Raw genomic sequence first — 24,165 nt, forward strand, 5'->3', positions numbered from 1 at the left:
AAGCAATAAGCTTGCGCTAGATCAAAGTGTTAATATGTTGTATGTCACATATTTGCTATTCTGTTAACATAATGACAAGACTCTCAATGAAAAAATTGAGTGCTTTGTGTTCAATAATATACTTAAGTTGGGTAACTCATGGCGCAGCGAGGCAGTCTCACATCAACAATATTAAGACTAATGTTAGTACTAATATTTATTTCTTCCAGCCTAGCTGTGTACTCAATTATTAATCTTTCATTTAGTATTGGCGATGCCCGAGCCATTAATGCCTCTGGTTCATTAAGAATGCAAAGTTACCGCTTAAAGTTATTTTTAGAGCGAGAACCACAGTTATTGAATGAAAAAATAAATCAGTTTGAAGAAACCCTAGACTCTGAAGCACTACAGCGCTCCAATGCTTGGTATAGCCCGAAAGAACTTTCAGACCAATATTTATTGGTCATTGATAAATGGCAACAAATGCGTTATTTCATTGAAAATAATGAAAAACCACTCTATACCGCTGCCCTAAAAGACTTTGTTGATACTATTGATTTACTGGTTCTAGAAATGGAGCGATTTGCGGCATTTAAGCTCAGAGCATTAGTTATAAGCCAAGTAATCGGTTTATTTTTAATGCTAATAGTGGCAAGTTTTGCGACCCGCTATACCCGCAAAAAGATGGTGCAACCGATACTGCAATTAATGGATGTGGCCAATTCAATATCTAAAGGAAAATTTAACGTTGAGGTGCCAGCCACAGACTATATAGAGCTGCACTCATTAGGGGTCGCTTTCAAAAAGACCGCCGCCGAGCTTGATAGGCTATATCAAGACTTAGAAGGCCAAGTAAATGAAAAAACCACTGCCTTAACTCGCGCCAATAATGAGTTGAGTTTTTTATATGACAACTTAATTATGCTTCATGCTGACAGACTGGATTACAAAGCATTGGGCTTAGCATTAAACCAGCTGCAGCAATTTGAAAGTCTTGATTTTTTACGCCTTGTTATCGAACATGATGACCATTCAATCGATACCATTGAGGCTGATACAGGCTGGCCATCACCTGAACATATCCTAAATAAAGAAAGCAAACTAATCCCTGTTAAGTTTGACCTTAAACTGGAAAATAAAACCTTAGGTTATCTGGAAGTTATTTCTCTAAAGCCGATCAATAACATGTTATTTGTCAATTTCGCTATGATGCTAACCCGCTCTATTGTGATCCATAATGCCACCGAAGAGCGCCAGCAATTAGCTTTAATGGAAGAGCGCGCCGTGATTGCCAGAGAGCTACACGACTCTCTAGGTCAGCTATTATCATATTTAAAAATTCAGGTGAGTTTATTAGGAAAACAAATTCAACCAGCACATAAAACTGAGAAAGTAGCATCACAATTAGCTGATATTAATGAAGGTGTTAGCGTAGCATACGGTCAATTACGAGAACTATTATCCACCTTCCGCTTAACCATTAAAGAGCCTAATTTAAACCAAGCCATTGAAGTCATGATTAGTGAGTTACGTAAGCAATCTGGCATTAACATTGAGCTTAAATATAGCCTTTCGCAGCACCTATTTGCCTCAAGCCAGCATATTCATGTGCTACATTTAATGCGTGAAGCAACCATTAATGCCATAAAACATGCCAAGCCAAATAAAATAGTTATTGATTGTTTTTTAGCAGACTCTGGTATGATACAAATCAACATAAAAGATGACGGCATTGGTGTCTCTCACTTAAAAGAGCGGGATCAACATTTTGGCATCGGCATCATGCATGAGCGTGCAACTAAATTGCACGGCACGGTAAAGTTTGACAATAATCCGCAGGGCGGCACAACTGTTTCCCTCGTATTTCCACCCCAGCAGGAGCCTTTAAATGGGTAAACCTTATTCTGTACTCGTAGTTGATGACCACCCTCTACTTCGGCGTGGCATCTGTCAGTTAATAACCTCAGATAGCGATTTTAAACTATTTGGTGAAGCCGGAACGGGGTTAGATGCATTAACCGCAATAGGTGAAGACGAACCTGATATTATTTTGCTCGACCTTAATATGAAAGGCATGTCAGGCTTAGATACCTTAAATGCTATGCGTCAAGAAGGAGTCACTGCTCGTATTGTGATCTTGACCGTGTCTGATGCTAAACAAGATGTGGTGCGGCTATTACGCGCTGGCGCTGACGGCTATTTACTTAAAGATACTGAGCCAGATTTATTATTAGAGCAGCTTAAAAAAGCCATGCTTGGCCATCGCGTTATTAGTGATGAGGTCGAAGAATACATTTATGAGCTGAAAAATGCTGATAATGATGAAACTTGGATAGCCTCGTTAACCCCACGTGAATTACAAATTCTCAAAGAGCTTGCCGAAGGTAAAAGCAACCGCGTGGTCGCTGAAGATTTACATATCAGTGAAGGTACGGTAAAAGTTCACGTGAAAAACTTATTACGTAAAGCCAATGCTAAATCAAGAACTGAAATGGCGGTAAGATACTTAAACCACTAACTTCAGTCGCAGCTACTTGTGCCCATTGAAAGTGTTTAGGCCATAAAAAATGGATGACAGCCACTGGCTATCATCCATTTTTATCTCTAAAGCAATAATAAACAGCTATAAGGTCAAGATGCCTGACGAAACATCAACTAGGCTCTGGCGATAAACTCAACCCAACTCTTTAAGGCACTTTCAAAGTCTTCTAAACCACAAAAGGCTTCTGACTCTGCATCATACATATTCATTGACTCTTCCAAGTCAAAGTCTTCATCAAAATCAATGGCATTGGTATAAATCCGCACCTGCTCACTGTCAATCGCGATAGACAAATCGTTACTTTGCCACGACCAGCCTGCTTTTTTGCTGGCCCTAATTTGTTCAATTTGCTGCAAAATATCGTGGCATTGGGATTTATCAGTACCAAGTTGCTCAGCAAAAAATCGTCCGAGTATCGCATGCTCCATACTGAATTCTGCAAACACGGTGCCGTCTAGACTATTACGGCGAAATTCATATTCCATGGTAAAGCTCAATTAAATAAGGCATTAAGTCTATTTTAACTGATATTGATGCAAACTGCTTAATTACAGCCAGTAAATAATTAAAAATACCCCGAATGGTATTTAAACTTACAGCATCTAAAATGCCTTAATAAGGCATTAGCAAGTAGGTTAAATAGTTAGCGGTATATTTAATGCTAAGTGATAGGATAGGCATTACCAACAAGATAAATCCGCTTTTAAACCATACACCATACCGCCTAGGTATAAGGAATCATATGGAATCAGGTTTTATATATTGCTTATTATTATCAGGTCCTAATCCTGGTCAAAGTTTAACACCTGAGCAAGTTAACCAATGGCAGCCTGCAGATGGTTTATTGTGGCTACATCTGCGTTATAGCGCAGCCGATGCCATAGCGTGGATTAACAACGCCCAATTACCCGCCACTGAAACAGACACCCTACTGGCAGAGCACACTCGCCCAAGGGCTCTTAGCACTGCAGATGGTATATTAATGGCTTTACGCGGAGTTAACCTTAACCCCAATTCAGCGCCAGAAGACATGGTGTCGATGCGCGTTTTCGCCCAGCCACAGCGGATAATCTCTACCTGTGAACGGCCACTACAATCGGTAAAAGATATTGCTCAACAGATAATAAGCTCACCTGGTTCTATTGATTCTAGTGCTGATTTTCTTATCTCTTTATGTGAACGTTTAACCCACAGAAAAGTAGAACTCATCCATAATCTTGAAGATGAACTAGATAATCTTGATGAGCAGGTGTCTGAGCATAACAGCCAAACTTTACGCTCCGATATTGCTGAGCTGCGTAAGCAAACGGTTATTTTACGGCGATACTTTTCGCCCCAACGGGATGCTTTTTCGCGGCTACTTAATGACAGCCACTTGCTCTTTAATACTGAGCATAAGCTTCGCATTAGAGAAATTAATGAAGTGCTCATTCGGGTCATTGAGGATTTAGATGCGGTGTGTGATAGAGCCAGCGTCACTCAAGAGCAGCTGCAATCAGTGCAATCTGAGCAGCTTAATAAACGGCTTTATTTTCTGTCACTGATCTCAGCAATATTTTTACCATTGGGCTTTTTAACGGGCTTGCTTGGGGTCAATATTGGCGGCATACCTGGTACTGATAGCCATTTAGCGTTCAGCTTATTTTGTGCAGGACTGTTTGCCATTATTGCGCTGCAAATGTGGCTATTTTATCGCTTTAAATGGTTGTAGTGATTTTCAGACAATAAAAAAGGACGCTTGGCGTCCTTTTTTATTATTCGAAAAATTACTGCGCAGCTGGTGCCGCTTGTGCTTTTTCGATAGACAGCAATTCAACTTCAAATACTAAGGTTGAATTAGCTGGGATAGTACCAGTATCACGTTCGCCGTAAGCAAGTTCTGATGGGATAACGAACTTGTACTTAGCACCAACAGGCATTAATTGAACACCTTCAGTCCAACCAGGAATAACGCGGTTTAGTGGGAACTTAGCTGGCTCACCACGGCTGTATGAGCTATCAAACTCAGTACCGTCAATCAAAGTACCTTTATAGTGTACTTCAACCGTGTCTTCAGCAACTGGAGTGTCACCTGCACCCGCTTCAAGTACTTCGTACTGTAAACCAGATTCTGTGGTTACTACGCCTTCTTTAGCTTTGTTGGTTTCAAGGAACTTTTTACCTTCTTCAACCGCTTTGCTGGCTAATAATGCAGCTTGCTCAGTACGCTTTTCGTTTAATTTAGTGTCTAAACCTTGAAGAACCACTTGCATCTCTTCTTCAGTTAACTCTAGCGTATCAGCTAAACCATCGCTAAAACCTTGGATAACTAAAGTTCTATCAACTGCAAACCCTAACTCTTCTTGTTCAGTAATATGACCCGCCATGTAACGGCCAATAGAACCACCAACACTGTAAGCTTCTTTTTGTGCATCCGTTGTTAATTCAACTTTTTTAGCAACAACTTCTTGCTCTTGATTACACGCAGTTAGACCAACTACAGCCAATGCAACTAACGATAATTTGTAAATAGATTTCATTAAAGCTTCCTCAGCACTCTTGAGCGGTTACAATAACCTTTAAATGTAAAATTTGTATATATTTGGCCACTTTATACTAATTAAAGTGTTTTTAGCAATGGCCGTAAGTCATATCAACGCCAATAAGACAACATTTATGGGAGTAAGTTCATGGTTAGGATCATAATGCTGATATTTTGCATTTGCTTACTCATAGGTTGTCATCCCTCTGCCACACACGTCTTTAGCGTCACTGATGATGCCAGTTACAGCGCCAGCTTATCTGAAGATGGCCAATATGCACTTGTTAGTACAGCAAGTAATGGGATTTTATGGTGGGATCTCAAGGCTAACCAGCTAAAATACCATTGGCAGCATGGCAATAGTGCTAGCGAAAGCGATAATAGCGTCTTTGATACAGCGATCTCTGCCAATGCGCATTATGCCGCGACATTATCTAATAGCTCATTAGTGATTTGGAATATCCAAAGTGGTAAATCCATTGGCTGGTGGTCCTTGCCCGCATCAGCACAATCGGTGGCGATTGCTAATAATGCCCAAACCCTAGTGGGATTAATTGATGGCTCAGTAATGTCATTGGCACCAGAAAAAAATCTGATTAAATTTTTGGGCCATAATGAGCGCGTTTCAAGCGTGTCAATTTCCGCTGATGGCCAGCGGGCACTAACAGGCTCCAATGATGGCTCTGTTATCTTGTGGCAAGCACAAACAGGCCAACCGATTCAGCAATGGCAACTTGAGTCACGCCTTAGTAAAGTACAATTGAATCAGCGCGGCAGCTTGAGTTTTGTCAGTGATATTAAAGGTCATGCCTATATCTATCACAATGACACTGGCGCACAGCAATCGCAATTGGCCATAAACCGACGCCAAATGACCTTTAGTAGTGCCAGGTTTATTCATCAAGATAAACAGCTAATAACAGGCTCACCTTCTAAAGAAATTATATTATGGGATACAAAAACTGGTAAAAAACAAACAACAAGGCAAATTCAGCTGACGAAAAACAGCCAAAATAGAGGTGCCGTTGTATACTCTATTGCAAGTGATGAAAATCAAAACATCATCAGTATCAGTAATCAAGGTTTAGTAGAAACATGGGGCAACTTAAAATAGTGCCATGTTTGGAGAAGATTAATGCAAGATGTACATCAAAAAATTGATGATTTAGAAATGAAAGTCGCTTTTCAAGAAGCAACCATTGAAGATCTCAATCAAGAAGTGATTAAATTAAATGACCTTGTTGCGTTTCAGCAACATCAATTGTCATTAATCGTCAATAAACTACAAGCGATTGAACCCAGTAATATGGCTTCTCAAGCAGATGAAACACCACCGCCACATTATTAATCTATGCTATATAAGCCATGATGAGCTAAGCCGCTATGAGCTAGCTTTTAGATAACGTGGTCGCTTTATTATTAACATTAAAGAGTCAAGAATTCGCTTGATGTTATCAAGCTGAATTTTCAGTAAGGGATTATATGCTAGAAAGTAACATTCTAACGATTGCTAAAACCGGTGCCGCTATTTTAACTCACCAAACTCAGCCCGTTGTTACTTTTGATCAAGCTCTGGTTCAGCTAACCGACGATATGATGGCCACCATGCTGGCAGCCAATGGAGTCGGGATCGCTGCGCCACAAGTGTTTAGTAATAAAGCGGTATTTATTATGCATTCAAGGCCAAATGCGCGCTATCCCTCAATACCCACAAGCCAAGCAACCATAGTTATCAACCCACAAATAATTAGCAGTTCGTTAGAGGTGGAAGCGGCTACAGAGGGATGCTTATCAATCGATAACCAGCGTGTTAGCGTCTATCGGCATAAACACATTAACGTGGAATACCAAACCTTAAGCGGTAAGTGGGTAACACAACAGTTGAGCGGCTTTGATGCCCGCATTTTTCAACATGAATTTGATCATTTACAAGGTATTACTTTGCTAGAAAGGATAAATATGCCAGATCAGCAACAGGCCTTCGACCAAGAAAAATCACGGTTGCAGGACGTATGCTAATGAAAGCACTGAGCAGTATTTTCCTATTGCCAATCCTGTTATCAGGCTGCGCTTATAATAGTGTGCTGATTAACTACCCTTCTCAAATTGCGCCGATTAAACAGCAACTCAGTGGCCCAACACCCAGCGCCAAACTTAATGAGTTGGCCGGTGAAATTGATACCAATGATGGCCTACTTTACGCCCAAGAAGCTGGCCGAGTAGCGCAAATATCGGGTGATTTTGATGCCAGTAAAAATTATTACCAACAAGCCATCAAAGCCTATCAAGCCTTTGATGACAGAGCCGTTATTAGCGCCTCAGACTTAACCGCCACCGCCAGTAGCCTAGTATTAAACGACAATGCCATTCCATATCGCGGCCCAGGCTATGAGCGCATTATGGTGCATCAATACCAAGCCTTTAACTATTTATTTGCCGGCGATCCCCAAGGGGCGTTAATTGAAGTGCGCCGCAGTAATGAGCTGCAAAGCAGTGAGCAGGCGCGCTACCAAAAATCGCAAAAATCAGTGCAAGCCATGGCTAATGGCACCATTGATAGCGAATTAAATAAATTAGGCTCAGCGGCTGGCACTGTCACCAGCTCCTTTTTAAATGCCTACAGCTATTACACCACAGGTTTACTACATGAATTACTCGGCGAGCCCAATGATGCCTATATTGATTACCGTAAAGCGGCTCAAATAAGCCCGAATAATAAATACCTCCAACAAGATTTAGTCAGGTTAGCCAAGCAACTTTCAATGCCGCAATATGATGAATTCAAACGCCGTTGGGGAGATGCCATTTTACCTAAACAAGGCCAAGGTCAGGTGGTGATGGTGGTTGAACGTGGCTTTGTCCCCGAAAAACAAAGCCTGACCGTGCCGTTTACAATTCATGGCAACTGGCAAACGGTGTCATTAGCCACTTACCAGCCCTATAACCAAGTGATCCCGCCCTCAATTATTCAAGGTTTTGGCACAGTGCTAAAAGCTGAGCCCATTGCCAATATCGATGCCTTAGCCATTAATGCCTTAAAAGAAGATTTACCCGGCGCATTGGTTCGACAAGCCGCGCGGGTCTATACTAAATCAGAGTTTACTCGCAGCGTCGAAAGTGGCAGTAAACGCCGTAATAATGAAGCCGATGCCGCCGCCATATTAATGCAAATTTTCAATGTAGTAACAGAGCAAGCCGACAGAAGAAGTTGGCTAACGCTGCCAAGGCAAGCGCAAATAGCGCGCCAATATATTGAGCCAGGCGCCTATCAAGTCAGCCTAGGTAACAGCCCAGCTGCGACCATTAATGTTCACGCTAATCGGGCCACCTTAATTTGGGTAATAGAAACTGGCAATCAAACCCGTTTTTATTCAATAATAATTTAATACGACTCCTATTTAACGCGACTTTTTAAAAACAACAACTTTACCTTTTATCTAACATGGAACTTACTATGAAACATTTTAAACTGATTTTTGTTTTAGCTGCGGTTATTGGGCTATCAGCGTGTCAATCTAAGGTTGAGTATGGCGATGCCACAGAAGTAGAAACCGTGAATGAAAACTTCGGTTCAACGGATCTACAAGTCATTGCCGCCAAAATGGTCGACAGCATGTTAACCTTCCCACCAGTGATCGTAATGACCCAAAACGATCGCCCAATTATTTTCGTTGATAAAATTAAAAATAAAACCTCAGAGCACATCGACACTGAATCAGTCACTGACACCATCAGTAACAAGCTATTACGCTCAGGTAAGTTCCGCTTTATTGACATGACCAAAGTCGATTCAGTGCGCAAGCAGCTTGATTACCAAAACAATGCTGGCATGGTCGACCCATCAACTGCGATTAAGTTTGGCCGCCAAGTGGGCGCGCAATACATGCTATACGGCAATCTTTCTAGCATAGTAAAACAAGATGGCAGCACTAAAGATGTTTACTATAAAATGACCATGCGTCTTATGGATCTTGAAACAGGCTTAATTGAATGGTCTGATGAAAAAGAAATCCGTAAAGTAAAATCGAAGTCTTTCTTAGGCATGTAAGCCTATTCGATTTACAATCATAAGCCGACGTCACGTCGGCTTTTTTATAGCAAAAATAACAATAATAAAAACATCAAATTAGGTTAGGGAAGAATTTGTGAACTCGTTTAAGTCTGCGCTTATTGCACTGGTCTGCTCCAGTTTATTTGCCTGTAATGCCACCGCGCCCAATATCAAACCCCGAGATGGCAGCGAGAACATCACTCAGGGCCAAGCTAAAGCTCGCTCAAATGTGGTGTCAGAGGTAGATTACCAACTCAGTTTTACCCTCACTGGTGAAACCCGTTTTGAGGCCATTAGCAAAATAGATTTTAGCCTTGCAAGCACAGCGGAAGCATTAACCATCGACTTAAACCAAGCCAATATCAGCAAATTATTGATTAATGGCAAAAGCCTTTACCCTAACTACAATGGCGCATACCTCACCATTAACCCGCTGCTTTTATCAAGTGGCAAAAACACCATTGAGATAAGCTACAGCCGCGAGCACAGTACCAATGGCGAGGGCTTGCATCGCTTTGAAGACCCCGTTGATGGCAAGGTATATTTGTATTCCCATTTTGAACCCGCTGCTGCCCAGCAAATGTTTGCCGTGTTTGACCAACCCGATTTAAAAGCCAGCTTTCAAATTACTGTTGAAGCGCCGCCAAGCTGGCAGGTGATAAGCACCATGGCTGAAACCCATATTGAAGATCTTGGCGACAGCAAAATTTGGACTTTCCCAGCGACGCCAAAACTGAGCCCTTATAACTTCTCAATGCATGCTGGGCCTTATCATGTGTGGCAAGATAACTCCGGCAAATACCCCATGCGTTTATTTGCCCGCCAATCTGTGGCTGAGCAAGTTAACTATCAAGATTGGTTTACTTACACCAAGCAAGGCCTCAGCTTCTTCGATGATTACTTTGGTATTGACTACCCTTTTAAAAAGTACGACCAATTATTAGTGCCTGATTTTCTCTATGGCGCGATGGAGAATGCTGGCGCTATTACCTACTCAGAAAGCCGCTTTATGGTAAAAGACACCATGACCGCCGCCCAAAGGCAGCGGTTAGCTGGGGTTATCATGCATGAAATGGCGCACCAGTGGTTTGGCAATTTAGTGACCATGAAATGGTGGAATGGCTTATGGCTCAACGAAAGCTTTGCCTCCTTTATGGGCACCTTGGCCACCAGCGAAGCCACCGAATTTAACCACGCTTGGCGCAGCTTTTACGCCAGTGGCAAGCTAAAGGCGTATCAGCAAGATAGCCTAGTGACCACTCACCCCATCGAAGTTCCTGTGGCCAGTAGCAATAATGCCTTTGATAATATTGATGCTATTACCTATTCAAAAGGCGCGTCGGTGTTAATGCAATTACGCCATTTACTGGGCGCTGAGACATTCCAACAAGGTGTGCAGCAATACCTTAAAACATACAGTTATCAAAATGCCCAGTTAGCGGATTTTATTAATAGCCTTGCCAAAGCCAGTAATCGCGACTTAAGCCAGTGGACACAAGAGTGGCTGTACCAAGCTGGGGTTAACACCTTAACAGCCCAATACCAATGTAAAGACCATCGCATCAGCAAGTTTTCATTGCTACAAAGCGCCCCAAGTGAAGACTTTGCCACCCTGCGAGAACAAAAAGTACAAGTGGCATTATTTAGAGCAGCGCGGCATTTTATTCACCATAGCACCACGGTAGCGGTCACTTATAAAGGCGCCATTACCGAGGTACCTGAACTTGTAGGCGAGTATTGCCCAGACTTGGTTTACCCAAATTTTGATGATTGGGGCTTTGTAAAGGTTGAGTTAGATCAGCGCTCGTTTAACACGGTAAAGCAGCAGTTAGCTAAGGTCAGTGACCCATTACTGCGGTCAATGTTATGGCAAAGCATGTGGGACAGTGTTAGCGATGGCCACACCTCATTAAAGCAGTTTATTAATGTCGCCTTAGTTAATGCCCCATTAGAAAAAGACTACACCATTTTAGGCCAAGTCATTGGCTACTTAACAGAGGTGCAAAAAAACCTTCATAGCATGGCGCCTAACCATAAATCTTATGCCACTAAAGTCAGCAAAGCGCTAACACAAATGAGTTTACGCATGACCATGGAGCACCACGACGATGCTGATTTTCAGCGCCGTTGGTTTGATGCTTATATTAGCTTAGCCAGCGACAATGCCGCCCTTGGGCACTTAGCCGATATCTTGGCTGGCATTGCGCCGATTAAAGGGTTAACTATCAGTCAGGATTTACGCTGGAAAATAATCATTCAATTAAATCGCTATGATTACCCTAATAGCGCGGCGTTGCTGGCAAACGAAAAACAACAAGATAACAGCGACAGTGGCCAAAAATCTGCCATTGCCGCAGAAGTGTCACGTCCCCAAGCCAGCCTTAAACGTCAATGGCTACACAAGATACAACATGACAGCCAATTGCCCTTTGCCAAAGCCCGTATCGCCATGGTTCATCTTTACCCAAGCGAACAAAAATTACTGAGCGCCGCTACTGCGGAGCAGCGTTTAGATACGCTAAGTGAGATTGATAAAAAAGGCCCGGTATTTATGCGCGCTTACAACCGAGCATTAATCCCCATGGACTGCACCAATGCCAATATTGAAGCTTTATCTGAAGTGTTAAATACCCAAACGGGATTATCGAAAATGACTCGGCGGGCACTGTTAGAAGCCCGCCAACAGGAACAAACCTGTGTCAGCATGAGTGAGGCCTTAGCAAGATAATAAGCGAGCGCTAGCTTTTTGAACTAGCACTAGCTTTTTGAACTAGCGCTAGCTTTTTGAACTCACGTTAGCCTAGCGCCTAACCCTAAAGGTCATCATAATAGGCGCGTGATCAGTACTATCACTGTCACGCTCATATTCTGGCCTAACTAAGTGCCTATCGTAAGTTTGATAACCACTCACTTCCGCTAAATTGCGTGGGTGAGCGGCATCAAACTCACAGCTTGCCAAAATATAATCTAATACCGAGCCAGTATTGCCATAATAATGGGTTGCTGGCCTATCATGCTTATGTAAATCAGGCGCTGGTGCATCATCAATGTCGCTAGTCGATTCATCTGCATTAACACTAGATTCATATTCATCTTGGGCTAAGGTGGCATTGAGCTTTTGCCCTGCTTGAAACAATTCATAACTATCAAATAAACTAAAGCGTTCAAACTCAGCTTTAAGATTAACGTCATTCAATACTTTAAGGTTTGGATCGATAATATCGCTTCTAAACACTCGCTTGCTGTTAGCCCTAAAAGCCTCCAGCGCAGTGCTTTGAATAGAATCATTAAAATCACCCATTAATAACACCGGCAGCTGATTAGCCTGGCGGCGTTTAGCAATTTCATAAAATAATAACGCCGCTTCACTGCCCCGCTGCATATTCGATGCCCACGTACCAAGGGCTTGTCTGGCCATAATATCCGCGCCACCAGTCATGCCAGTATCGGCTAAGGTGTCAATACCCATGCCACTGCGTTTAGACTTTAAATGCACCACATAACACTCACACTCACCAAAGTGAGGTATGTTTACCCTTGCCAGTAACGGTTGGCGGCTAAAGCTAAAATCACTGGCAATGCCCATCAGTGGCAGCAGTGAATCATCAACGCTAATTAAGACGGTTTCGGTGATCGGAAACTTAGAGGCCAGCGCCACCACTGGGCTTTGATAAACATAGTCACTGACTAAGGTGGGTTCATCTAATACTGCAAAATAGTCATAGCCTAAAGTAAGCAATAACGCTTTTAAAGCATCGGGGCTAAAGACTTCTTGAAAGCCAATCATGTCAGGTTGCTGCTCAGTGACATAGTCAGTTAACCAGCGACACTTTTTTTGCCATTGCTGATGGGAATAGATGTTTTCAAAATCATAATAAGCCGCAGGCGGCTCGATGAAGTTGAATAAATTAAACGAGGCCACCCGAAACTGGCGCTCAGTTTTTTGTTCAATTTTAGCGGCAACGCTAGGAGCAATTTCAGGTTCGACTTTAGATTTGATTTCAGCAGCGACATCTGCCGCTATTGGCAGTAACAGATCATTATTTTGATCCTTTTGCAGATCTTTTTCTAGACTATTTTTAAGAGCTTTATTCAGAGTATTTTGACGGCTTTTTAAACTCACACGCGACACCTTACAACACCGATTAAGACTACAGATTATCCCCTATTCACCCCTATGTCGATGTTTGTCATACCGACTAAAAATCACCCTATTAGAATCTCTAAAACCAACAATTGTGTTTAAAGATTAAATAAAAACATGATCCTAAATTAGCAAGTGCCGTATTACCCATCGACATGACAATACGACAAAATGAATTTGAGGATATAAAGATGAAACGGAAATACTCCCTTGGTCTGTGCTTTTCACTAATCGCCCTAACCGCTTGTTCAGATGATGACGATGACAAAATTGTTATTGAAGAAACCCCCAATATTGAATATGCCCAAGTACGAGTTATTCACGCATCAAGCGATGCGCCTATGGTTAATGTCACTGCCGATGGCGCTCAGTTATTAGCCGATGTCGATTACGCCGTTTCAAGTGGTTTGTTAGAAGTTGAAGCCTCAACCTACGCCATTACCGTAGATGCAAAGCTTGCAGATGGCACCACTACAACGGTATTGTCAGCCGACTTAGCCGCCGCTGCTGATATGGAATATACCGCCGTTGCTTTAGGTAACGTCAGCGATGAAAACTTGATGCTCAAGTTGGTTGCCAATGAAAAAGCCGACATCACCGCAGACAATGCCCGAGTGCAAGTATTACATGCTGCTCCTGATGTGGGTTTAGTGGATATTTACGTCACCGAGCCAATGGCAGACATCGCCATGATGGAGCCAACCTTATCGGCCAATTACATGGATAACAGTGATCAGCTTGAAGTGCCGACCGCTGATTATCAAATTCGAATTACCCCAAATGGTGACAAAACCGTGGTGTTTGATTCAGGCACAGTCAATTTAGCCGCAGGTAATGATTACTTCATTTCGGCAATCCCAAATGAATGGTCAGGAGACTCACCTGTCGCGCTGTTAGTGGCATTACCAGATGCACAAGTACTTTTAAATGATGTGAGCAGTGGTAGCGACATCCGTGTAGTCCATGCCGTAGCAGACGCACCTGCTGTTGATGTGTTTCTTGATGGCAGCATGACTCCCGCCATTGACATGCTATCGTTTGGTCAATTTGCAGGTTACGTCAACATCCCTGAAGGCATGCACACAGTCACTGTGGCAGCTGATGCTGATAACTCAGTTGAAGTGATTAAAGATGCCGAAGTCGATTTAATGCTAGGTGCCAGCTACTCAGTGCTCGCAGTCGGCTCTTTATCTGACAACGACATTAGCCCTTGGGCCTTTGCCGAGCACACTCGCCGCATTGCAACTGAAGCTAGATTAAACGTCATCCACGCTTCGTACTCAGCGGGTAATGTCGATGTTTACCTCACCCCTACAGCCGACATCAGTGCATCAGAGCCGGCGCTAACAGATGTACCATTTAAAGCAGCGTCAGGTAGTTTAAGTGTTGCCCCAGGTGATTACACCGTAAGCGTCACTGTAACAGGTACTAAAACTGTTGCCATTGGTCCACTGCCAGTGAGCTTAGCTGCAAATGGGCTATACAGCGTTGCTGCAGTGGATGCAGAAAATGACACTTCTATGTTTTCAGTTATTCTAATGGATGACTTTGTTGCCGAAGAAGAGTAACAACCAATTCAATACTGATATCTACCCAGTATGAGTATTGATTAAACACGATTTACCCGTCCCTGCGTTACCTTTTGCGACTTATTCCTCACCCAGATAAGTCGCTTTTTTTACTAAAATCATCAATCAAAACCATAACTCAACTTAAATGCCAGCTAAACAACCTTGAGGCACAGCATTATGCTAAAGTTATTTCCGCTTTATATTGTCACTTTGGTGTTATTTCATTTACTCAGCATAAAGGCTTTCGCCATGGAAATTCAGTTTGATAACCCCAATCATGTCAAAGAGGGCAGAATAAGTAATGACACGGTAATGGGCGGATTATCGGCAAGTCAGCTTGACTCTCAACAAGGCCAAAATGCCGTATTTAGCGGTAATGTCTCGCTAGATAATAATGGCGGCTTTGCCTCGATAGAGTTTCAATTACGTCAAACAGCCCCTTATAGTGACCGTATTACCCTTAGGGTCTTTGGTGACGGTAAACGCTATCAATTACGCCTAAAAACCGCCAAACTGAGTTTTGGTGAAGCTTATGCCGCCGACTTTGATACGCAAGCGGGGCAATGGAGTGAACACACATTTACTGTGACAGATTTTCAGCCACGTTTTCGGGGTAGAAATATCAGCGCGCCAGCGTTAAAATTTGCTGATATCAGCCGCATTGGTTTACTGATCGCCGCCAAGCAGCAAGGCCCATTTAGTATTACCTTAGATACGCTGGTATTTGATAGCCACATATAAGCAAAAGCTAAGCACAAGCTGAGTAGAATCAGAGCATGAGCGCGAAAGGCTATCGCCCATCAACACCCTATTTTTGACTGCAAGGATTAGCAATGAAAAGTTTGGCCGGCATTAAAGGCGTCATTTTTGATTTAGATGGCACCTTGGTTGAATCAGCACTGGATTTTAGCCAAATAAAACAGGAATTAGGTTGCCCATGCGATGTTGACCTACTGGATTTTGTCGCCGATATTACCCATCCGCCTTTGCGAGATAGAGCCAACCAAATTATCTTGGCCCATGAAACACAAGATGCCACGAATGCCAAAGCCTTGCCGCATATGCATGAATTACTCAGCAGCATTGAACAGTTAAGTTTGCCCAGCGCCATTGTTACCCGCAACAGTAAAGCGGCCACGGCCACCAAGCTTAGGCAAAATAATATCAATCTAGAACTGGTATTAACCCGCGAATGTTATCCCGCCAAACCCGCCCCAGATGCACTGCTGGCCATCGCCACCACTTGGGATTTAGACCCTGCGTCACTGATTTATGTGGGCGATTATTTATATGATATTCAAGCGGCGAAAAATGCGGGGATGAAGTCGGTTTTTATTAATCATAATAAGCAGCCTGATTATCAATCTCAGGCAGATTTTATTGTGAATGATTTACTGCAATTACAACACGCGATTATGGCGTCTAATAGCTAGTTAACTCGCTACTTTAGGGGCGTAGTTGGGATTGGTTTGTAACTCGTTTTTGGAAAAAATGAGTTTACGTTCATTTACAATGCATCGGCTAATATATCCGCCTTGTTAAGAAAACTAATTCAACTCATTGCTCTACATAAATTAAAAACTACACTTAAGATTCATACTTATTACTGGATTTTCATCTATGATTACTGCAAATAATCGAGTTTTCGCCCTTTCATCAATCGCCTTATTGTTGGCTGGTTGCTCCCCAACAGCCGACCTAACTGTTAGCGAAAGCATCAGCGATTACAGCGGTTCAGCCAGTATTACCCAAGGTCTTGCAAACACAATAGAGGCTAATCTTTTTGAGTGTAAGAATGGCAGAAGCCGTGTTGCTGGCATTGGTGAAGTAATTGATGTTGACGGTAAGGTTTGGATTGTTCCTGCCGAAAATCATTTTACTACCGCAACAAAAGCAATCGACCTATATGAAGAGTGTAACAACATAACTCCTCAAGGCATTGCGGACGTGGATGAGGACTCAGTACCTGTTGCAGTTATTGATGCAGACGGAGAAGAGATCACCGGTTACATTTTTGCTGACAATTACTTTGAGTTATACATTAATGGTCAGCTTGTAGCAGTAGACACCGTACCATTCACGCCATTTAACTCTAGCATCGTAAAGTTCAAGGTTAACAAACCTTATACGATTGCTGTAAAGGTCATTGATTGGGAAGAGAACTTAGGCTTGGGTACTGAAGACAACCGTGGCAAAGCATACCACCCTGGAGATGGTGGCTTTATCGCAAGCTTTAGCGATGGCACTGTGACAGGGGCAAACTGGCAAGCACAAACGTTTTATACCGCTCCTATCTATGATTTATCCTGTTTAAGCGAAGCTGATGGAAAACGCTTATCAGCCACCTGTACAACGGAAGGTACAGATAATGGTGAGAATGCTTATGCCGCCCACTGGGAAACCCCAAGTAGCTGGATGGAACAAGAGTTTGACGCAACCTCATGGCCTCAAGCAACACAATATTCAGAAGATGAAATCGGTGTAAACAACAAAAAGTCTTACATGAACTTCATTGATAAATTCAGTGGTGCTGGAGCAAGCTTCATCTGGTCAACCAACGTTGTATTGGATAATGAAGTCCTACTTAGATATGAAGTGAAATAACTTTAAAACCTCGGTTACTCGCCCTATTCAGCAAACAGTTATGCTTTGACACTCCATAAGCATAACTGTTTGTGTAGATTACCTGCCAACAACAAGCTTTCAGCCTTGCTAACTCATTTGGGGTGCAGTGGCTAATAAAGTCTGGCCACTACATAAAACATTAACAATGGGTGGCACCTTTTTCCTGCTGAAGAAACCACTATAGCCAGTAATGAAACAAGACTACTTATAATTTCGTATTTGCTCATTTATTTAAACCCCTTGAACGCTTTCTTTAACATATTTTCAATTTCTTTTTTAGCTTCTGGAATAATGACTTCCTTAGCTTGCTCAATACCTACCTCTTTAAGGTCTGCCAGCATCATTTCAAATTTACAATGATTACATTTAACAAAGTCATCATCTTGTACATTATCAGGTTGTTCAAATTCAGTTTCACCACACTGTGGACATTGAATCTGTATGCTTTCAGTTTTGATCATGGCAACTCCGAATGTACGTGTAACGCCGCAATAATCGGACTAAAATTGCGGGTTAACATGTGTAGCAAAGCGAAGCGTAACCCACTGTTTTAGTTCCGTTATAACTACCTTGCTATACGTTTAACTAAAAAAGCAATCGTACTCATTTTGACCAACAACATTCAAGAAATCTTCTAGATGTTTGACTGTTGCTACAGGTTCATATACATGCCATTTAAGATCAGATTTTTGCCAATAGATCTTCCACACTTTTTGCGTTTTCACATATGTAGCTTTCGCAATCGGAATATCTAATTTTTCCGATGGATTTCTAAAGTTAGCTCTAATTTCAAATAGCACAACGCTTTGATTTTCAATTTGATAACTAATATCAAGCTGGTCTCTTACATGAACAGGAGGCCGATGCTCATCAATAAACTTATCTAACTCTTTCTCACAACGCTTTATTTCAAACTCACTGATTGCCATGATAAAACTCATCTCTCTGAATGACGTATAACGCCTAAATAACAGGCTAAGTAATGGTTGGCTAAAATTGTGTAGCGAAGCGAAACGTAGCCAACTGTTACGTGTCCTTGTTTATTTTCTTGTTAGGAATACTTACCCGCCACGCCTCATTCTATAACCTGTTGAATAAATAACATCCTCTCCAATGCACTGGTTATTTTTAATAGCGCTTATTTCCGAGCAATGTCCATCCCCAGTTTCTAAGCAAAACTGAAATTGAGTATTTGTTTTAATAGGCTCTTGGATAATGCTTTTAGGTAAGGCAGACCATTTCCACTTTTTAACATTAAGTTTTGCTTGTTTAGCAAAATGCTTGCTAGTGGAGGAAACGATTTTGATATCTTTGACTTCGTTATCCGGAGTAATAACATACTCTACAGAAGCACAGCCTTCTTTTCCTGCTCTCGCATCTTCGATAGGATATAAAGGAGGAAAACGTTCTAATTTTTCCCATTTTTCCGAAAGCAATTCAGCTTCCGTTAACTGCAAACCTTGATATTGCTCCGTAGGCGTCGTTTTACAACCAACTAAAACAAGTGTCCCTACTATTCCCAAAATATAGCGATTCATTCCAAACTCCTTTTGTATTCCTAACGCCTTGCTAAGCGGATAAAAATAGTTGGTTAAAATCGCGGAGCGATAACCAACTGTTTTTATTCCGTTTAAGCAACTTGTTACGCTTCTGTTACGGGACTTTTCAACACGCTAGTCATGTGCTCATGAGCTTGGGAAATAAGGTTTGATACATTCACTAAAATATCCTTACCCGTATCCTCTCCTAAGCGTCTTGTGCCAATTCGTAGAGAATAAATTTCATGTATCTCATCACCAGGTATTTCAAGCCTTTCAACATCTTCATGTTCTGAAGACAATCTAGGTTTTAGATCGGTTTTACGTGACAAATAATTATGGACGGTTGTAATAATTGAAGCCCGTGCAACTTCTTCATTTTCAGCTTGAGATATCTGATGATACTTTAGCGTCGCTGCAGGAGATGCTAGTAGCTCAATATTTGTTAATACCGTAAATGGTTGATCCTTTGCTTGTTCTACAAAGTTAATGATTAATGCAAAATTACCATTCACATCACCCCAATCTATAGACCAATCAGTATGATATTCAGGTTCACTAATACGATTCAGAAAAGGGTTAGTAACTTTTGCAATGCCATCAATAACTGTTTTTAAACCATCATCAAAATTTGAGCGGAAATCAGCATAAAGCTTACCGCGAGCAAAAAGCGGAACTTTACAGTCTTCCAACAAAACAGGCATTACAACAACTCGTTTTTCTTCAAGTTCACGTAGTAATCCAGCTGAAAGTTCTTTTTTACACCATTCAGAAGCCACTGAGGCATTTGATAAAATAACTAATAAAGCACTTGCTCCATCAGCCGCATCTTGGACTTTATCAATAATTGAATCACCTAAACTTAATTCCCAACGATCAAGCCAGATGTGTACATTTTGTTGTACCAATTGCATTGCCAATTGGTCAACGAATTCTTTATTTTCATGTGAATAGCTAATAAATACTGGCATATATAATACTCATAATTAATTTAGGAACAAAATACGAAAGAAGCATAACAGCTTATTATCCAGCGTCTCGGATAAATCCCTGCTTATAATTAATTTTGAATTAAATTTATCATGTAACTTACTGATGTAAAAGAACTAATACCTACTTTATTGGCCGCATTAAGGTTAATCACTCCGCAAAGTTGAGCCTGAACATTTATCGGGTCCATTGTTACTCAATATGAATAACATAAACCCATGAAATATATTAGTTAAACTTTCAACCTCAAATTTATCGATGCCAATTGACCTGATTTTGGCTTCGATAATAATGAAAAATTCTTAGAGGATTAATATAACTGCGTTAATACACAGTGATATTAAGCTTTAAACTTCATTTATATTGGCCCCGTTACAGCAGGCCATTACTTCAATCTAACCAATTGCCTGCCGCAGGTGATGTATAGGATATACAAATGTCGCGATCACATGGTCAATGATGTTCCCGACATCATCATGACATTTCCCAAATCCCTATGGGTCAGATGTGAAAGAGCGACCTTATGTGCAAGCACTACTGTGACACGCTGCATTCTTTATATAAATCAAAAGGTCCCTGAAAGCTCTGCCAAAACAAATAACATCCTTGTTAAACGGCCAGTTCGGCATCCATGCCTCTCGCTCAGAACGTTTCACACTGTGAAACTTCGCCATGTCATGGACGGTCACAGCTGCGCTTACACCGGAATTTTCATATCTTCGATTTAGCCTCATATATTGCGGCAAGTAAAAGCTAAAGAGTTGAAGATCTATTTGCCTCCGACTCAATTTGAATTGAGGACGCAGAGAAAATAGCGTGTACTCACATGGATGTGAGCATAGCTTTCGCGGTGCAGGGTCACTCCTTAGCATCCATGCCACCGTGACATTTGTAAATCCATTTACTTCAGACTCACCATCGGAAGCGTTAGCATTTTCACTATTTATAATAAACAGGGGCCGAAGTTAGCAACAAACGAAGTCAGAAGCTGGATCAATCCCCGTCGAAAATTATGCGCTTTTCAGCATTTTTCGTCGGGGGCTGAGGGATTGTTAAGGGGGACAAGCAGTTTCCCCCTTGACTCTGGTGTGGGCGAAGCGCCACGACTTTGATTTTTACATGGCAAAATAAATTGAGGGCAAGTGTGAATGTGAAAAAACCACAATGTTAATCCAAACAGAATTTGGAAGCAGAACCCTTCTATAGCTGAACCTTTTAACCCGATTCAACGTAATAACGTAATGAGGTAAATAAACAATCAGATGAGATATAGACCGCCAACTAGGAAAAATGAATGAACCCATTACACCCAAAAAAGTTACTTCATAGTAAATGGACAAAGGTCAATGTGACCGAAAAACTAAAACACTTTTCGGTCACTAAAGTCAGTTTTGATGAACAACAAAACGTGATTGAATGCTTGATTAGAGCTGAGCTAAACGGTCAAGAATTTGCTATAAATTGGCGCGAGTTAAAACAAACCAGCCAGTGGTTACAAGGCTGGAAGTAATCATAAAAAATCACAAATCTCAGTTAACGGTTTCTTGTGTAAAGCATGCTCTGGTACCGTAGCATTCTCATCAGGATAACCAGCCACAATCAGCATATAGGGGCGCTCATTGTCATTATCTCGGCCACATACTTTACTTAAAAACGACATAGGTTTGGGAGTGTGAGTTAAGGTGCCAAGGCCTGCATTGTGCAGCGCCTGAATTAAAAAACCTGTGGCGATGCCTACCGACTCATGCACGTAATAATTCTGCTTTTGCTCACCATTATCTTCGCTGCGTTTTTTAGAAAACACCGCAATTAACCAAGGGGCGGTTTCTAGATAAGGTTTGCTGGCATTAGTGCCTAATGGCTTTAAATTATCGAGCCACTCTTCACCGCCGCGACCGGCATAAAACGCTTGTTCAATGGCCTCTGCTTGCTGGCGAATTTGCGCTTTAATCTCAGGGTTACTGATGGCGACAAAGTGCCACGGCTGATGATTCGCGCCATTTGGCGCTGTCCCTGCCGCTAAAATACATTGCTCAATGACCTGCTGAGGAACCGCTCTATCAGAGAACTTACGTATCGAATGACGGCGTTTTACATTTTGATAGTTTTGCTGCGCCCGTTCAATCATCTCTGCTTGGCTATATTCGATGAAATCAGTCAGTGGTAAGTGAGCTTCGGTCATATCTGTTCCTTGATTATTTTAGTTCGACCATGTGAGTGGTTCTCAAGCCGTTACTCCGGGCAATTACGTGCCCTGTTGCTGCTTTTTTTTGAAATCAGCTAAGGTGATTTGTAATGCTTCAATCGCCGTTGTGGTATCTATTTTATTTTCTTCGAGTAACTGAATTAAATCGACCGCAAGTTGAATGGATTTAGGGGCATCATTCAGAGGTGATGGTTGCGGGTTATCTGTGGTCATTTGCGTTATCCAATATGTAAAGTAGGCCTAACCATACGCACATAATGATTGCGTTAAGGCTCAGCCAATATGTTAACTCAGTAATTGTTGTTGGCCTGCGGTTTCTTGTAAGCCGTTAGCTGGCAGCTTTGTTATAAAACACATTAACTCGCAATTAAAGTGAAAAGTTAGCAATGGCTTTTTGAATGCCCACCACATCAGTGCCTTTTTTTAGCTCTTTAACTATGGGTTGCTCTGTGCCTGAAATATAAATTTTCAGCTCGGCATCCATATCAAAGGTACCTGCGGTTTCAACAATAAAGTGAGTCATCGATTTATAAGCAATTGAATGATAACTCACCTTTTTGCCCGTCATGCCTTGTTTGTCGATTAAAATAAGCCGTTTGTCGGTGAACACAAACATATCGCGGATCAATTTATAACCCAGATGCACTGACTCATTGTCAGCCAAAATTGGCGCAAGCTCTTGCTCTAATTCTGCTAAATCAACTTCTGACGAGTTACCTAATATCGCATCAAATAATCCCATAACGTCTCCCTGTTTTTATGTTTTCAAACTGAATGGTCAGCTTATTCATTATATTTATGCCACAAAATACTGCGCTATCTTGATGATATTAACAAGCTTATTCCATGCTAAAATCTCTGCTTATAAAAAAGAGTCAACATGCTGGCTTGGTACTTTAGGAAAAAATATGAATGCTGTAATAATCGGTGCAACAGGACTTATTGGTGCAAATGTCTTAGCAGGATTACTGGCTGATGACCGCTACCACAAGGTGCTCGTTTTAGGCAGACGACATCCATTGCTAGCAAAAGATTCTCTTGGCATCGACAAGCTCAGCTTTATTCAATGCCAGCTCGAAGAGATCCCCTGTTTATCCATTCCGATCGATATCGATCATGCATTTTGCTGTTTAGGCACCACCATTAAACAAGCGGGGAGCCAGGAAAACTTTATCAAAGTTGACCACACTGCCGTCATCGACTTTGCCAAACTCATAGCCCTAAATCAAAGCCTAAATCAAAGCCCAAATCATAACCAAGCTGGGGTGAAATTATTTGTTGTGACAGCCTTAGATGCCAATGAAAAATCGACTGTGTTTTACAATCGGGTAAAAGGCCAAGTACAACGAGACTTAAGCTTAATTCCATTGTCCAAACTCTACATATTTCAGCCAAGCTTGTTATTAGGACATCGGGCGCATCAACGAACCTTAGAAGATATAGGCCAGAAGTTTTTTGCTATTGCCTCTGGGGTATTTATCGGCCCTTTAGCCAAGTACAAACCCATTACGGGCAAGCTTGTGGCAGACAATATGTTGGCTATTGCAATACAAGATAAAGAGCTAGTAAGTGATGCATCGTTAGAGAGCAAAGCTGTTAGGATTATTGATAATAAACAGATGCATCGACTGGTTAACTGAGTTTTACCCCAAGGTTATTTCAAATTTTGAAAAAATCTAAATCAAGGTCGTGGCGCTTCGCCCACACCAGACGAAAGGGAAACAACAGCATTTCCCTTTTCGATATCCCTTGCCGCCCCTACAAAATTGCTCTTAAAAGCGAGCAAGCCTCATGCTTATTCGAAAATAGCTAACGCTTTAGATAGGCCATCCATGCCCAACTAAAGTTAGCCTGACGTCCTGTCAGGCTTACGCTATTTTCTTCAACGCATTTCAGCAATTTCAATGGGGTTCTTTGTACCCGCAGATTCATTTGTATCCACAATTATTTCCTGAAATTATTCTTAGGCCTGAATGTTCAATTCAAATGGAGTCTGAA

General features: G+C 41.7%; 25 protein-coding genes. 15 read left to right on the forward strand and 10 right to left on the reverse strand.

Translation table 11 applies throughout. From position 1 onward, the window contains the following. The first annotated feature begins 138 nt into the window (after positions 1 to 138). On the forward strand, positions 139 to 1,875 hold the full coding sequence (gene narQ, locus BCU57_RS15375) for a nitrate/nitrite two-component system sensor histidine kinase NarQ (protein ID WP_102438424.1): 1,737 nt from the start codon (positions 139 to 141) through the stop codon (positions 1,873 to 1,875). Beyond that, positions 1,868 to 2,497: a response regulator gene (locus tag BCU57_RS15380; RefSeq protein WP_102438422.1), complete on the forward strand. Its 630-nt coding sequence runs from the start codon at positions 1,868 to 1,870 to the stop codon at positions 2,495 to 2,497. The genes narQ and BCU57_RS15380 overlap by 8 nt, the downstream gene beginning before the upstream one ends. Positions 2,498 to 2,634: 137 nt before the next feature. Here the strand turns inward: BCU57_RS15380 and BCU57_RS15385 are convergent, their stop codons facing one another. Further along, the gene (locus tag BCU57_RS15385) at positions 2,635 to 3,006 is read right to left on the reverse strand and encodes a YacL family protein (protein ID WP_102438420.1); all 372 of its coding nucleotides are present in this window, start codon (positions 3,004 to 3,006) and stop codon (positions 2,635 to 2,637) included. A gap of 257 nt (positions 3,007 to 3,263) precedes the next feature. Here BCU57_RS15385 and BCU57_RS15390 point away from each other — a divergent pair, with 257 nt between their 5' ends. Beyond that, positions 3,264 to 4,232: a zinc transporter ZntB gene (locus tag BCU57_RS15390; protein ID WP_102438418.1), complete on the forward strand. Its 969-nt coding sequence runs from the start codon at positions 3,264 to 3,266 to the stop codon at positions 4,230 to 4,232. A 55-nt stretch (positions 4,233 to 4,287) separates the two neighbouring features. Here the strand turns inward: BCU57_RS15390 and fkpA are convergent, their stop codons facing one another. Then, on the reverse strand, positions 4,288 to 5,040 hold the full coding sequence (gene fkpA / locus BCU57_RS15395; RefSeq protein WP_102438416.1) for an FKBP-type peptidyl-prolyl cis-trans isomerase: 753 nt from the start codon (positions 5,038 to 5,040) through the stop codon (positions 4,288 to 4,290). A gap of 150 nt (positions 5,041 to 5,190) precedes the next feature. Between fkpA and BCU57_RS15400 the strand changes: the two genes are divergently transcribed. From BCU57_RS15400 to pepN, 6 genes are all read left to right on the forward strand, one after another. Continuing rightward, positions 5,191 to 6,156, forward strand: a complete 966-nt coding sequence (locus BCU57_RS15400) for a WD40 repeat domain-containing protein (RefSeq protein ID WP_102438414.1) — start codon at positions 5,191 to 5,193, stop codon at positions 6,154 to 6,156. A gap of 21 nt (positions 6,157 to 6,177) precedes the next feature. Next, entirely contained in the window at positions 6,178 to 6,390 is a 213-nt protein-coding gene (locus tag BCU57_RS15405; protein WP_076540726.1) for a SlyX family protein, read from the forward strand. A 134-nt stretch (positions 6,391 to 6,524) separates the two neighbouring features. Next, the gene (gene def, locus BCU57_RS15410) at positions 6,525 to 7,061 is read left to right on the forward strand and encodes a peptide deformylase (protein WP_102438412.1); all 537 of its coding nucleotides are present in this window, start codon (positions 6,525 to 6,527) and stop codon (positions 7,059 to 7,061) included. Next, positions 7,055 to 8,428, forward strand: coding sequence for a COG3014 family protein (locus BCU57_RS15415; protein ID WP_372002057.1), 1,374 nt, complete (start codon positions 7,055 to 7,057; stop codon positions 8,426 to 8,428). Before def ends, BCU57_RS15415 begins: the two co-directional genes overlap by 7 nt. A gap of 68 nt (positions 8,429 to 8,496) precedes the next feature. Further along, the gene (lpoB, locus tag BCU57_RS15420) at positions 8,497 to 9,090 is read left to right on the forward strand and encodes a penicillin-binding protein activator LpoB (RefSeq protein ID WP_175609517.1); all 594 of its coding nucleotides are present in this window, start codon (positions 8,497 to 8,499) and stop codon (positions 9,088 to 9,090) included. Between the two features lie 97 nt (positions 9,091 to 9,187). After that, entirely contained in the window at positions 9,188 to 11,821 is a 2,634-nt protein-coding gene (pepN, locus tag BCU57_RS15425; RefSeq protein ID WP_102438408.1) for an aminopeptidase N, read from the forward strand. Between the two features lie 72 nt (positions 11,822 to 11,893). Here pepN and BCU57_RS15430 read toward each other — a convergent pair whose 3' ends face one another. After that, entirely contained in the window at positions 11,894 to 13,216 is a 1,323-nt protein-coding gene (locus tag BCU57_RS15430) for an endonuclease/exonuclease/phosphatase family protein (protein WP_241903517.1), read from the reverse strand. A 212-nt stretch (positions 13,217 to 13,428) separates the two neighbouring features. On the opposite strand from BCU57_RS15430, the gene BCU57_RS15435 reads away from it, so the two are divergent. The 4 genes from BCU57_RS15435 to BCU57_RS15450 all read left to right on the forward strand — a co-directional run bounded on the left by BCU57_RS15435 (position 13,429) and on the right by BCU57_RS15450 (position 17,412). After that, positions 13,429 to 14,805: a DUF4397 domain-containing protein gene (locus BCU57_RS15435; protein WP_198589932.1), complete on the forward strand. Its 1,377-nt coding sequence runs from the start codon at positions 13,429 to 13,431 to the stop codon at positions 14,803 to 14,805. A gap of 180 nt (positions 14,806 to 14,985) precedes the next feature. Then, positions 14,986 to 15,549 (forward strand): CIA30 family protein, encoded by a 564-nt coding sequence (locus BCU57_RS15440; protein WP_102438403.1) that lies wholly within the window; start codon positions 14,986 to 14,988, stop codon positions 15,547 to 15,549. 92 nt (positions 15,550 to 15,641) lie between these two features. Then, entirely contained in the window at positions 15,642 to 16,241 is a 600-nt protein-coding gene (locus tag BCU57_RS15445; protein ID WP_102438401.1) for an HAD family hydrolase, read from the forward strand. A gap of 187 nt (positions 16,242 to 16,428) precedes the next feature. Continuing rightward, a complete protein-coding gene (locus BCU57_RS15450; RefSeq protein ID WP_102438399.1) occupies positions 16,429 to 17,412 on the forward strand; it encodes a hypothetical protein in 984 nt (327 codons plus the stop codon). Between the two features lie 248 nt (positions 17,413 to 17,660). Here BCU57_RS15450 and BCU57_RS15455 read toward each other — a convergent pair whose 3' ends face one another. From BCU57_RS15455 to BCU57_RS15470, 4 genes are all read right to left on the reverse strand, one after another. Then, positions 17,661 to 17,894, reverse strand: coding sequence for a hypothetical protein (locus BCU57_RS15455; protein ID WP_102438397.1), 234 nt, complete (start codon positions 17,892 to 17,894; stop codon positions 17,661 to 17,663). A gap of 120 nt (positions 17,895 to 18,014) precedes the next feature. After that, a complete protein-coding gene (locus tag BCU57_RS15460; RefSeq protein WP_102438467.1) occupies positions 18,015 to 18,362 on the reverse strand; it encodes a DUF3024 domain-containing protein in 348 nt (115 codons plus the stop codon). A 132-nt stretch (positions 18,363 to 18,494) separates the two neighbouring features. Then, positions 18,495 to 18,971, reverse strand: coding sequence for an energy transducer TonB (locus tag BCU57_RS15465; protein WP_102438395.1), 477 nt, complete (start codon positions 18,969 to 18,971; stop codon positions 18,495 to 18,497). 104 nt (positions 18,972 to 19,075) lie between these two features. Beyond that, positions 19,076 to 19,942: a toll/interleukin-1 receptor domain-containing protein gene (locus BCU57_RS15470; protein ID WP_102438393.1), complete on the reverse strand. Its 867-nt coding sequence runs from the start codon at positions 19,940 to 19,942 to the stop codon at positions 19,076 to 19,078. 1,313 nt (positions 19,943 to 21,255) lie between these two features. Here BCU57_RS15470 and BCU57_RS15475 point away from each other — a divergent pair. Then, positions 21,256 to 21,471, forward strand: coding sequence for a TIGR02450 family Trp-rich protein (locus BCU57_RS15475; protein ID WP_102438391.1), 216 nt, complete (start codon positions 21,256 to 21,258; stop codon positions 21,469 to 21,471). Here the strand turns inward: BCU57_RS15475 and BCU57_RS15480 are convergent, their stop codons facing one another. The 3 genes from BCU57_RS15480 to BCU57_RS15490 form a co-directional block, all read right to left on the reverse strand. After that, positions 21,472 to 22,143 (reverse strand): nitroreductase family protein, encoded by a 672-nt coding sequence (locus BCU57_RS15480; RefSeq protein WP_102438389.1) that lies wholly within the window; start codon positions 22,141 to 22,143, stop codon positions 21,472 to 21,474. 63 nt (positions 22,144 to 22,206) lie between these two features. Continuing rightward, positions 22,207 to 22,380 carry a YbaM family protein gene (locus BCU57_RS15485; RefSeq protein WP_102438387.1) on the reverse strand — a complete coding sequence of 58 codons (174 nt, stop codon included), beginning with the start codon at positions 22,378 to 22,380 and terminating at the stop codon, positions 22,207 to 22,209. A 154-nt stretch (positions 22,381 to 22,534) separates the two neighbouring features. Further along, complete coding sequence (locus BCU57_RS15490; RefSeq protein ID WP_102438386.1) at positions 22,535 to 22,909, reverse strand: PH domain-containing protein; 375 nt, start codon at positions 22,907 to 22,909, stop codon at positions 22,535 to 22,537. Positions 22,910 to 23,075: 166 nt separating this feature from the next. On the opposite strand from BCU57_RS15490, the gene BCU57_RS15495 reads away from it, so the two are divergent. Next, positions 23,076 to 23,807, forward strand: a complete 732-nt coding sequence (locus BCU57_RS15495; RefSeq protein ID WP_102438384.1) for a nucleoside-diphosphate sugar epimerase — start codon at positions 23,076 to 23,078, stop codon at positions 23,805 to 23,807. The last annotated feature ends 358 nt before the right edge of the window (positions 23,808 to 24,165 follow it).

Source organism: Shewanella sp. 10N.286.48.B5, from assembly GCF_002874355.2.
Taxonomy (GTDB): Bacteria; Pseudomonadota; Gammaproteobacteria; order Enterobacterales; family Shewanellaceae; genus Shewanella.